A 12,635-nucleotide genomic window follows, 5' to 3' on the forward strand; every position below is an offset into this window, starting at 1 on the left:
TATATTATGAGTTATTTTTTCCATATGATCAGCCTCGCTTTCCATCGTTCCGACTGATTATATTATACTATATCCCCTTAGGCAGAACAAGTGTTCTGCCTGTATTTTCTGTATTTATTTTGCAATTCATCTCTCACCTGTAGAGGAAGGAGAATTCTTGCTAGCTCTTGTTAAACTGCTTCTCATAACTTACTGCATCTTCATACTGATTCGACTGCAGTATAATTTTAACCGTATGATATACACAACGTTTCAGTTCCCGGATATCCAGAGAGCCATCCTCTAATGCCTGACGGATGCTTGCATGATCCCGTATATCACCCGGCATAACCATATCGTTTCCGGCTTTCATACAACCTGCTGCCGTACACTCACCGGCGGTAGAATCTGTGGTCGTTGTCCAGTCTGTCATAATGGCACCTTCAAATCTCCACTCATCACGGGCAGCTTTTGTACAGATATCATAACTGTTTGCCGCATGCACGCCGTTGATCAGGTTGTAAGACGTCATCATCGCCATCGGCTGTGCATTACGGATCGCAATCTCAAATCCTTTCAGATAAATCTCACGTAAAGTTCGTTCTGATAAAATGGAATCGGAACCCATACGATTATCTTCCTGATTGTTGCAGGCATAATGTTTGATCGTTGTGCCGCACCCCGGCACTGACTGTACGCCAAGTGTCATGGCTGAAGCCATCATACCTGCCAGCAGCGGATCCTCGGAATAATATTCAAAGTTTCTGCCACACAACGGATTCCGGTGCAGGCTCATGCCCGGTGCAAGCCACAAAGTCACTTCAAATTCGTTCATCTCTCCGGCGATCATCTGGCCAAGTTTTTTCATCAGCTCTAGATTCCAGCTCTGCGCCAGTAAAGTTCCTACCGGGATGGCGGTACAATACTGATGATATACCGTTCCGGTCGGCTCCTTCGGCTCTGCGAAATAACCGTTCTCAAAACCATCCAGAAAATCTCCACCGTCGATACTTCCGTCCTCCCGCACCTGATAGATACTACGCAGACGTAAGCCTGCCGGTCCATCAGCAAGCACGATACTTGCCACATTATAAGAATCTTTTTCCGCTACATTGACGGTTTCCGCCGCTGCACCCGGAACGGTCTGTCCTGCTGAACCGAGCGCACTTGCTCCCTGATCCTTTGCCGGATCTCCGGTGGCTAATGCAATCAATTCATCTATAGATAACTGATCCACGATCTCACCGGCTCTGCCCGGATAATGATCCTGTAATTCTTCATAAGCTACCGTCTCTGTGCGCAGATCTTTTGCTGAAATCTGTAACTGAGGCAGCTGTTTTTCACTTGCTTCCTGCACCCAGGCTTTCTGTTTTTCTTCCAGCTTCTCCTTGTCTGGCTGCAGTTCTTCCAAATTTTCTTTTAATGGACAAATGTGCTCGCACTGTACCAGCACCTTATCTTCATCCAGCTCAAATGTGCCACAAAGAGCCGCTGCGGATAACGCACTTCCCGCCCAGATACCGTAAGTACCTGCCTCCAGCAGCCATGCCGCCTGTTCCTCGGAATAGGAAGCCAGCTGATACAGATCCATGGTCAGTGTAAGTGACTGCGTCTCACCCGGCGCCAGAATTTTTGTTTTTCCAAAAGCCGCCAGACGACGAAATTCTTTTGGCAGTTTTCCCTGTGGACAGGAAACATACACCTGCGCAACCTCTTTTCCGAAATACTTTGTTCCGATATTTGTCACATCCACAGAGACTGACAATATTAGCCTTCCCTGTGCAGATGTTTGTTTTGAAATACCTGTTACTTTTATGGCAAAATCTGTATAAGACAATCCATAGCCAAAGCTGTAACGCACCGGAATGTCAAACGTATCAAAATACCGATATCCGACATAAATGCCTTCTTTGTATTCTTCCCGGTAAACATCGCCGCTCTTATGGCTGAAATATGCCGCATTCGGATAATCCATATAGTCCAATGCCCAGGTATCCGTCATTTTTCCGGAAGGAGTCACTTTGCCTGAGATCACATCTGCCAGCGCATTTCCGCCCTCCTGACCTGCCTGCACAAACTGCAGGATTGCTGTAACATTTGGAAATTCATCAGTAAATGCAAGGTCGATCAAGCCACCGGTATTTACTACCAGAATGACTTTTTCATAGGCTTCACATAACGCCGCGATCTGTGCCCGTTCTTCTTCTGTAATATAATAATCCCCCGGCTCATCCCGGCGGTCTGCATTTTCTCCTGCAATCCGGGCAAGTACATACATACCAACCGCTGCGCCATCTGCTTTTGCTGCTGCCGCATCAACTGGCGCTCCTGCCGGCATGGAAAACGGAGTTGTGGAATAGGATTCAAAAAAGTTTCCGTTGCATTCTTCCTTCAATTTCCGGAAAATTTCTGCTTTCCAGTTCTCCCGTGCCTGCACATAACAACTGTCATAGCTGTCCAGCCAATCTCCGCTTGTGACCTCATACCCTGCATTTTTCAATCCCTCATAAATATTGATATTATATCGGTTATTGACATCTCCGGAACCTGTTCCTCCTTTGATAGTGCGTATCGCTCCCGCACCATACAGACCAATTTTTGTTCCCGGATTCAATGGCAGCGTCTGTGCTTCATTTTTTAATAAAACAAAACCTTCCGCTGCCGCTTCCCTTGCAAGAATGGCATTGTCTTTTTCACGCTGTGACATTTCTGTGGATGTCGTTCCCACGTACCCTCTTTTTCGCAGTTTCATGATAACCCTCCTCAAAAAAGAAAAGGCGCAACGATGCCGAAGCATACCTACGCCTTCTGCTTGTATGCCTGTAAAGCGGACATTCGCAACCCGCTTTGGCTACTTGCTCATGAATGCAGTCGCTTTGCTTACTGCATTCACATACCATTTTCACTTTTTTATTTTGTACCGAAAATACGGTCTCCGGCATCCCCCAGTCCCGGGCAAATATAAGCACGGTCATTCAATTCACGGTCAAGCTGTCCGATGTAGATCTGAACATCCGGATGTGCCTCATGCAGTTTCTTCACGCCTTCCGGTGCAGCAATAACAAACATGCATTTGATATTTTTTCCGCCATGTTTTTTGATAAAATCAACGGCTGCCACAGCAGAGCCACCGGTTGCGAGCATCGGATCTACCACTACAATGAGACGCTGATCGATCGGATCCGGCAATTTGCAGTAATACTCATGCGGTTCATGCGTCTCAGGGTCACGGTACAGACCGATATGTCCGATCTTTGCGGACGGAACCAGAGTTGTTACACCATTTACCATACCAAGACCTGCACGCAGGACCGGTACGATGGCCAGCTTTTTACCTGCGATCATCGGGCTTTTGCATTTCTCGATCGGAGTCTCGATCTCCACATCTTCTGTCGGCAGATCACGAAGTGCCTCATATCCCATCAGTACGGCAATCTCCTCGATTAGTTTACGAAACTCATTTGTTCCTGTATTTTTGTTACGAATCATAGATATTTTATGCTTGATCAGCGGATGATTCATAATAAATACGTTTTCCATTTTTTCCATAAAAAAACCTCCTAATAATGCTTCTCATTTCTTCAAGAATAACGGATTCTCAGTTATAAGTCAACCGAAATCCTTATGTGTCCAAAGTTCTCCTCATGCCAGTATTTGCAACTTCCACTGAAGGAAATTTGTTATGCTTCCCATTTACAGAAGATAGTTTCTCCTTGCAGAAGAGACTTCCTCAACTCAGATTAATGGATTCGGATTGAAGTGAACAGAAGTCTAAAATTTCCTTGCTCTCTCCTATACTTTCCGTTATACTGATTTGTTAGAGTCTGATATTAAAAAGCTTTGTATATTGTCAGATTTGTAACTAAAAATTATCATAAAAATAGTAGGAGAATGAGTTTATGAAAACAAACGAAAACGGCATCTACGATGCCAGGACGCTTGGGCTTCCCAAAATGCTGATCCTTGGTCTTCAGCATATGTTTGCCATGTTCGGTGCAACCATCCTTGTTCCGGTTCTGGTAAACACATACTTCCATGGCGAAGGCTTATCCATTCAGGTAACCCTGTTCTGCGCCGGAATCGGAACGCTTCTGTTCCACTTAATGACACGTTTTAAAGTACCGGCATTCCTCGGTTCCTCTTTTGCATTTCTGGGTGGTTTCCAGACCGTTGCAAACCTGGATACCGGAATTTTTTCAACTATGAGCTATGGTGAAAAACTTCCATATGCATGTGGTGGTGTCCTGATCGCCGGTCTGCTCTACCTGGTATTATCCCTGATCATCAAGGTCATCGGTGTACGTCGGGTGATGCGCTTTCTTCCGCCGGTTGTAACCGGACCGATCATCATCTGTATCGGACTGAGCCTTGCACCTTCCGCGATCTCCAATGCCTCCACAAACTGGCCACTGGCACTGATCGCACTTGCCACTGTTATTATCTTTAATATCTGGGGAAAAGGAATGTTCAAAATCATCCCGATCCTGATGGGCATTATCGTATCCTATGTGGCAGCTCTGATCATGAACGCTGCAGGAATGACATGCGCAGACGGAAGCGCCATCTTAAACTTCAGCGGTGTGGCTGATGCAGCCATCGTGGGCGTACCACAGTTCTTCCTCTGTAAGTTCAATATCACAGCTATCCTTGCAATGGCACCGATCGCCATCGCATCCATGATGGAGCATGTCGGCGATATTTCTGCCATTTCTGCAACAGTAGGAGAGAACTTTATCGAGGAGCCGGGACTTCACCGTACACTGCTTGGTGATGGACTTGCAACTGCACTCTCTGCTTTAATTGGTGGACCGGCAAACACAACTTACGGCGAAAACACCAGTGTACTGGCACTGAGCCGTGTATATGATCCGCGCGTTATCCGTCTGGCTGCTTTCTATGCCGTTATCTTAAGCTTCATCCCGAAAATGGCAGAGATCATCAGTTCTCTTCCGGCTGCGATCATCGGTGGTATCAGCTTTATTCTTTACGGAATGATCTCAGCTGTCGGTATCCGCAACGTTGTTGAAAATAAAGTAGACCTGACAAAATCCCGTAACCTTGTTATCGCAGCTTGTATCCTTGTTTGCGGTCTCGGTTTTTCAAACGGACTGACTTTCCACGTAGGCGGTACAGCCATCACACTGACAAGCCTTGCTCTGGCCGCTATCGTTGGTATCGTGCTGAATGCAATTCTTCCGGGAAATGAATATCAGTTTGAAAGTTCTTCCAAAAAAAGATAATCCATACAAAAAAGTCGTTGACTATTCATCTCTTGAATGGTCAACGACTTTTCCTGTAATATGATTCATGTGAGAAAATACAATATTTCTCATTTTCTTATTTATCTCAATGTCTTACTTCCAATTTTCCCTTCTCTCTCGCATATTCCATAAGCTGCCGATTTGCTTCATTCAATGGACCAAATTCCGCTGGATCCAGTGTACAAATACATGATTCACACTGATCGATCCATTTTTTTGCATCTGCCATCTGGGATTCTTCGAGTGGATAAAATGCTTTCTGGGAAATCACTTCGCTTGCCAGTGCCCGAGCCGTCTGAAATTCCCTGTCATTTTCCTGTAAAATACCTGCCACAAAAGGAATACTCTGCCGCTGCAGACGATTATATACTGCAATACCGCTTCCTCCTCCGCCTATGACAAACACCTGCGGAATGCCTCTGAAGGGATTTAAAAACACCTCGCCGGTGACCGGATCAAAACTGGTATCCGATACTCCATATAATTCCTGCACATACGTACCGTCAAAAATTTCCTCCGGTGTACCAATGCGGTCGATGTGATCTCCTTTTACACAGGCAATCGTATCTGATACTTTCTGTGCCAGATCCAGTTCATGTAATGACATAATGATTGCTAAATTCCGATCTCTGGCCAACATGCGGATATTTGCCAAAATATCCAATTTAAATCCCATATCTAGGTATGACGTTGGCTCGTCAAGCAGCAAAATATCCGTATCCTGGCAAATCGCTCTGGCCAGCATCAAACGCTGACGCTGTCCGTCACTCATTTTTCTAAAATCCTGATTCTGCACATCCTGTGCATGTACCAGCGCAATGGCCTCATCGACTTTCGCCCAGTCGTCATCTGATAAAATACCAAATTTTCCGGTATATGGATAACGTCCCGATGCTACCACATCCCGTCCACTGAGGAGTTCTGTCTGCAGCCGTTCCGTCATCACCATGGACAGGCTTTTGGAAATTTCACTGTCACGCATAGTATGCATGGATTCTTTTCCCAGATATACCGTTCCGCCAAGAATTTTCAGCTGCTTTGTTATTGTTTTTAAAATTGTGGATTTTCCGGCTCCATTCGGGCCGATCAATGTCAGCACTTCCCCGGATTTTACACATAGATTTACATTTTTTATCAGCGGATTTTTATCATATCCGACCACTAAATTTTCTGTTCTCAGTTCCATCATCTGTTCCCCTGCTTTCTCAGCATTGCTGCAATGACTACCGGTACCAAAAATACTGCTGTCACAGAGCTTATGCTGATTTCTGTCGGTGCAAATAGTGTTCTTGCAATTCCATCACAAAACAATGTGATTACAGCACCAAACAAAAAACATCCCGGAATCAAAATGATCGGTTTTGCTGTTTTGGTCATTAATTTTACCAGATGAGGGACAGCAATTCCAACAAAAGAAATCGGGCCAGCAAACGCTGTAACGCAAGCTGACAGCATACTTGAGAGCAGAATCAAACCAATTCGCAGTGCTTTTACATTTACTCCCATATTTCTCGCATAAGTCTCCCCCAGCTGATATGCACCGATTGGTTTTGCAAGCAGGAAAGTAATAACCACACCAACCGCAACTAATACGACCATCAGCCGCACGTTTTCCCATGTCATACCAGAAAAACTTCCCAGTGACCAGTTATGTAGATTCACAATATTGGAATCGTCCGCAAATGTCACACAGAAATCTGTAATTGCGGAACAAATATAACCAATCATGATACCGCACACTACCAGAAGCGACATCTTAGAAACCCGAAAAGAAATCAACAGGACAAATCCCATAGCAATCAGGGAACCTACAAATGCAGCAACGACCATTCCCGCGGAATTCAATGTCAGGCCTCTCTGCAGACATATGATCATAGTCAATGCAACCACCAACTTTGCACCGGAAGAAATTCCCAATACATACGGGCCTGCGATTGGATTCTGAAAAAAGCTCTGAAGCAAAAATCCGGATACAGATAATGCCCCACCAAGCAGAATAGCCGCTACAATACGCGGCAACCTGATTTTCCACACAATCTGATATAATGTGGAATCACTGCCATCTTTTCCAAACAGTGTAAAAAAATCTCCCAGAGACATATTGACACTTCCCACGCCTACATTCCACAGAAAAAGTGCGATCAGTGCACAGATAAATATTAAAAATGTTATTATATACCGTTTTTTCACTTCCCTAACTTCCTTTACCTTCTCTTTTTCACACATTCCTGGAAATAACTACTCCATTATTCAGAAAGTGCCATGTTCTATTTTTATTATTTTTGTAACTTTCTGATAAAACGATAATCAGTGTCACTGCTGTCTGTCAGAATCTTGTTCAAATCTTCGATAAAATCGCAGGTTGCGCTTGTTTCCTGATAAAAATTACTGCCGGTTGTATAAACATTTCCTGACTGTACCGCTTTAAAGTCTGCAAACAGACTATTCTTTGCTATCAACTCGTCAATAGAATTTAACTCACCTTCAATCGTACCGTTATAGATCAAAATATCTGCATCTTTCTCTGCCACATAGAAATCTTCCATCTGCATTTTCAATGTAGACAACGCATTTTCTTCTTCCTCTATATAGCCATTCAGAGAATACACTCCACCGGCCAGATCGATCATAGAGGACACATAATCATTCGGTTTTCGAACCGTAATCGTTCCATCGGAAGATACCGCAAAAAAGGCAACCGTACGACCGGTATTCTCTTTTTCCAGAATCGGCTGCACTCGCTCTACCTGCGCACGGAAAAATTCGGTTCCCTTCTGTTCCTGATTGAACAACACGCCAAACAGACGAATCCATTCCAGACGTCCAAGCGGATGTTTTTCATAGCTGGAACGCTCGATCAAAACCGGGATTCCGAGTTCTTCAAGTTTCTCTTTTACTTCCGGATTATGCAGGATCATACTATTTTCAATGGCAAATTTACAGCCATCTCCAAGCAAAAGTTCATAATCCGGTGCATTATATTTTCCTGCATAAACTAAATCTCCCGCTTTCATAGCATCTGCTGCTTCCTGTACATACCAGTCTTTTTCCTTCAATCCGGTAAACTTAATATCAGAAAGAGCTCCTGTCTTGCATACAAGATCCATAACTGCACTGGATACAAGATATCCATCTGTCAGCGGCTGCTGCAAAACTACAACATCAGTTGGTATATCTGCCGGAACAGACATCCCCTTCGGGACAAGCAAATAACGACCGCTGTCAACGATCGTTATCATTTTGTAAGCTCCATATTGTTCCACACTAAACTGATCCGCATATGCAAGATTCATGCGCCCTTCGCATTTCAGATCATTAAAACTTACCGTTTCCGGGAAGGAAAAGGTAAGTGTATATTCAATTTCATGAGGTGTGCTCATGGCAGTGGTATCTCCAATCACATCCATTTCACACGGAACTCCATCGATTGGGAATGTAAAGGTTGAATTTCCACCTGCGTTTTCATTTAAATATTTTTCCCCATCGACGATCATATAATCATAATACGTACTGCTCCATACAATTGTCGCCATGGCCTGACCATCAGTTACATTCACCGTTGCAGTAGATTCCACTGTCGCTCTTCCGCTGCCGCCGCTTAGTTCCACATTGACAGAATAGGCGCCATCTTCCAGCATCGGTGTCCCTGCATCTGCAGTCTGATCTTCTGCATCTGCACTGACACTCAGATCAGAAGAACTTGCCGGTGTATTATTTTCCTTTGTCCCGCATCCGGCCAGTGCGGTAACACTTACCATGACAGCCAAAATGACTGCCGCAATTTTCTTCTTCATCCGTTGAAAAATCCTTTACTCTACTTTCTGTGGGTCTGATACACTGACTTTATGATCATACCAGGTTCCTTTTTTTCCTATGATTGCAAGGTCAAATTCCTGATCCAGTGCTTCTACCGGTACATCAAATCCATATACTTCTTCAGTAGTGCCATCACTGTAAGTGACAGTATCTGTGGTCGGCTCTAAAAGTTCTGCACCGTCTTTCTGTGCATCCTCTGCAGTTCCAACAAACAGATTTACTATATTTTTTGATGCAAGACTGATATGCATGGTCATCTTTCCATTTTCTACTGTCAAAGTGCCACGTCCGTCATTTGCCTCATTGACATGGAACATGCTGCTGTCTGTGTCAAATTTTGCATCATAAATTCCATCTTCCAGTGCCGGTGTCTGCGCATCAGTGGAAGTCTGCTCTGTCGCATCTGTCTTATCATTCGTTGTCTCGTCTGGTGCACTTGTATCCGTCTGATCTACAGATTCCTTTGTGCTGTCTGCCGCCGGCTGCGCAGTATTTCCGCATCCGCCAAGCATGCCTACTGTCAGCGCAAATACTGCCGCTAACATTGCAATTCTTTTTTTCATGTATTCATCCTCCTGTCATATCATTTTACGTCCGCTTTAACATATCTTTTCCATATGCAACTCACAGCAGGAACGAAAGAATCATTCCTGCTGTGAGATTGGATGTCATTTTTTACTTTTTACTGCGCTATGTATCTCTTATTTACCTAAAGAGTCAATAGCTGCTTTTGTATGATCCACATAAATCTGCTGAACAGCTTCAATCTCACCTAAACCAGCAATCTGTGTATCAATCTTATCAAAGTTTCCGCTTGCTGTAAACATGCTCTTCCAGGAATCGTCATCATCGCCTGCCATATCATTGTTTGCATGATCACCTGCAACAACCATTAACGGTCTTAATACAACGTTTTTGTATCCTGCTTCTTTTACTGCTTCGATAACTGCTTCACAAGCTGTCTCTTCCGGCTCACCTTCAACAGTTCCGATAAATACGTTCTCATAGCCAAGTGCTGCCATCTGGGAAGCCATCTGGCTGTAGCTTACTTTTGCTGTATGAGAAGTACCATGTCCCATAAATACGAAAGCTGTGCTGTCTGCTTTTGCAGCATCCAGAGAGTCATATCCAGCTGTCTTTACTGCTTCTGCTGTAATATCCTCAGCTACTTTTGCTTTGTCTTCATTTACAGCAGTTGCATCTGCTCCTACTTCGCCAAGTAACGGCTCAGCAACAGTTACAGATTCAAATTTATCTTTGTAGTTATCAAGTCCTGCTACCAGTTCATCATACTCAGCACCATGCATTAAGTGTGTCGGCTGAACAACCAGGTTCTTTACGCCATTATCAACAGCTCTCTGAAGAGCCTGATCTACGTTATCAATCTTCTCACCATCTCTTGCCTGTACGTGGTTGATGATGATCTGTGCAGTAAATGCACGTCTTACGGACCAGTCCGGATTTGCAGCCTGGATTGCTTTCTCAACACCACCAATATCAGCTACACGGCTGTCATTGAAAGATGTTCCAAAACTTACAACAAGAATCTCATTCTCACCGATCTCATCCTGATTCAGCGGATCATCCTTGGAAGCATCACCTGTATCTCTGCCAAAATAATCCGGATCAGCATTCTCGCCTTCTACTAATTCTTTCTGAGCATCTGTCAGTTTATCCCATGCTGCTTTTGCAGCTGCACACTGTTCGTCTGTCTTGTCTGTTCTCTCCTGAACATAAATTGCATCGATCAGATCAGCCACCTCATCAGCTTTTGCCTGGTCATCATTTTCCTCAGCTGCTGCGCTTCCATCTTCTGATGCACTTACTGCAGCATCCTTTCCTGCATTTGCATTGTTGTTTCCACAACCTGCAACTAAGCCAACTGCCATGGTAAATACTGCCATTAAGGCAACCATTCTTTTTTTCATGTGTCCTTCTCCTTTTAATTATTTATAGTTTTTTACTTCACAGGGCACGGTCTTTTCCGGAAAAGCGGTGTTAACACAGCTGACAATCTGTTATTTTTCAGAAATTTGTCATGATTTCCTATCAAAAGCAAAAATACTTCACTCGGATAATCCAAGTGAAGCAATCCTATCTTCTGTAAATAATCAATCATTTTGTTCAAAAAAACAGCACAATCAATAACTCGTGATTCTGGAATATATCCGGTACCAGACAACTGGCAGGTTTCCTGGCTTAAAGATCTACATACAGATTCGGCCTTCCCAATGCTATATGCATCAGTGACCAATTTCTGAATCTGCACTTCCTTATCACAGTGACGAGTTTCGTACAGGAATTACACCTGTTTCCCTTTTAACCATACTTTTGCTTCTTACAGTTTTCGGACAGATCAAAAACATTTCCCCGATCGTTTTGAACTGCTATTGACTATCTTTGCCGTAATACCTGCAAGTGCATGGCACCAACTATCTTTCTCTATGAACTTGAAGCTATCATATCATATCAGATGCTATAATTCAACCCCAGACATCATGCAAATTTTATTTTCTTACACCAAATTCTTCCGGCATAAAACGCGGGCAAATATTTTCTGAGGTACATATAACAGTAGATGCCAAGCGGGTACCAATTCCACAAGCTTCACGCAATGTTTTTCCATATGTCAGCCCAATGCAGACACCTGAGAAAAACGCATCTCCGGCTCCAGTCGTATCCACAACGTCTACTTTCAGTGCCGGATAAATACCAGCATCGCCTTCCTGCGTTGCATAAACCGCACCTGATTCACCCATCGTCACAACCATCTGCCGAATCTTTGCTGAACGGATACGCTCCGGTAAAATAGCACACAGTTCTTCTGGTGTGACATTCTCATAGTTATCAGAAAACAAAATTCCTGCCTCCTGCTGATTACACACAAAGCATCCTGTTTTTCGAATAAAATCCCTCCGCTGAACTGCAATACTCATATTAGAAACCAACGCATATACTTTCTTGTTATATTTCTCGGCATATGCAAAGGTCTTTTTTGTTACATCCTGATCCATATCAATTTCGATGGCAATGCTGTCAGCATTTTGGAAAATCTCATCGCCATGCTCATCCAGAATTTCACACATCGGTTTATGATCCGGGCGTTTGGACACAGATGCTACTACTTCACCTTTATGATCAAATACCGCCAGCCATGTTCCCATACCATTTTTTACTTTTTTCATGAATCTGGTATCAACCTTATGTCGATTTAGCTTCTGAATAACCTCCTCACCAATAGAATCATCATCTACTGCTCCAATAAAAGTCGGTTCAAGCTCAACATTTGCAATATCTTCTGCAACATTTCTGCCTACACCGCCATGGATCTTCTCGATAGTTCCAAGGTTTCTTCCGTACGGAATATAGGTAGATGTTGAAAATCCTTTGATATCAATAAATACATCTCCGATAACTACGATTCCCATGTGTTTTACTCCTTGTAGAATTTAATGGATCGCTCTAAGTCAGATACATTATAGTTTTCATGAATCATTTTAAATTTCATAATAATCTCCATTCCACCGCCAAGTCGGCGGCACAAATAGTAATGAAAGTCTTTTAATCCTCCACGTAACT

At 43.7% G+C, this 12,635-nt stretch carries 9 protein-coding genes and 1 riboswitch; of the genes, 1 reads left to right on the forward strand and 8 read right to left on the reverse strand.

Annotated elements, in window-relative coordinates:
• Positions 1 to 160: 160 nt before the first annotated feature.
• Positions 161 to 2,731 carry a glycoside hydrolase family 3 protein gene (locus Q0I54_RS11850; protein WP_296118871.1) on the reverse strand — a complete coding sequence of 857 codons (2,571 nt, stop codon included), beginning with the start codon at positions 2,729 to 2,731 and terminating at the stop codon, positions 161 to 163.
• A 158-nt stretch (positions 2,732 to 2,889) separates the two neighbouring features.
• Positions 2,890 to 3,519, reverse strand: coding sequence for a uracil phosphoribosyltransferase (gene upp / locus Q0I54_RS11855; RefSeq protein ID WP_296118882.1), 630 nt, complete (start codon positions 3,517 to 3,519; stop codon positions 2,890 to 2,892).
• 359 nt (positions 3,520 to 3,878) lie between these two features.
• Here upp and Q0I54_RS11860 point away from each other — a divergent pair, with 359 nt between their 5' ends.
• Positions 3,879 to 5,219 (forward strand): uracil-xanthine permease family protein, encoded by a 1,341-nt coding sequence (locus Q0I54_RS11860; protein WP_296118873.1) that lies wholly within the window; start codon positions 3,879 to 3,881, stop codon positions 5,217 to 5,219.
• A gap of 106 nt (positions 5,220 to 5,325) precedes the next feature.
• On the opposite strand, the gene Q0I54_RS11865 is transcribed toward Q0I54_RS11860, so the two are convergent.
• From Q0I54_RS11865 to Q0I54_RS11890, 6 genes are all read right to left on the reverse strand, one after another.
• The gene (locus tag Q0I54_RS11865; RefSeq protein ID WP_296118875.1) at positions 5,326 to 6,429 is read right to left on the reverse strand and encodes an ABC transporter ATP-binding protein; all 1,104 of its coding nucleotides are present in this window, start codon (positions 6,427 to 6,429) and stop codon (positions 5,326 to 5,328) included.
• Entirely contained in the window at positions 6,426 to 7,430 is a 1,005-nt protein-coding gene (locus Q0I54_RS11870) for an iron ABC transporter permease (RefSeq protein ID WP_294784597.1), read from the reverse strand. Before Q0I54_RS11870 ends, Q0I54_RS11865 begins: the two co-directional genes overlap by 4 nt.
• A gap of 86 nt (positions 7,431 to 7,516) precedes the next feature.
• Complete coding sequence (locus tag Q0I54_RS11875) at positions 7,517 to 9,034, reverse strand: ABC transporter substrate-binding protein (RefSeq protein WP_296118877.1); 1,518 nt, start codon at positions 9,032 to 9,034, stop codon at positions 7,517 to 7,519.
• A gap of 15 nt (positions 9,035 to 9,049) precedes the next feature.
• Positions 9,050 to 9,619 carry a hypothetical protein gene (locus Q0I54_RS11880; protein WP_296118878.1) on the reverse strand — a complete coding sequence of 190 codons (570 nt, stop codon included), beginning with the start codon at positions 9,617 to 9,619 and terminating at the stop codon, positions 9,050 to 9,052.
• 138 nt (positions 9,620 to 9,757) lie between these two features.
• Positions 9,758 to 10,984, reverse strand: a complete 1,227-nt coding sequence (locus tag Q0I54_RS11885; protein ID WP_296118879.1) for a sirohydrochlorin cobaltochelatase — start codon at positions 10,982 to 10,984, stop codon at positions 9,758 to 9,760.
• A gap of 238 nt (positions 10,985 to 11,222) precedes the next feature.
• A riboswitch (cobalamin riboswitch) is annotated at positions 11,223 to 11,428 on the reverse strand.
• 135 nt (positions 11,429 to 11,563) lie between these two features.
• Complete coding sequence (locus tag Q0I54_RS11890; RefSeq protein ID WP_296118881.1) at positions 11,564 to 12,484, reverse strand: carbohydrate kinase family protein; 921 nt, start codon at positions 12,482 to 12,484, stop codon at positions 11,564 to 11,566.
• Positions 12,485 to 12,635 lie beyond the last annotated feature (151 nt).

Origin of the sequence: uncultured Eubacterium sp. (genome assembly GCF_934295145.1) — a bacterium.
In the GTDB taxonomy this organism is placed as follows: domain Bacteria; phylum Bacillota; class Clostridia; order Lachnospirales; family Lachnospiraceae; genus Eubacterium_I.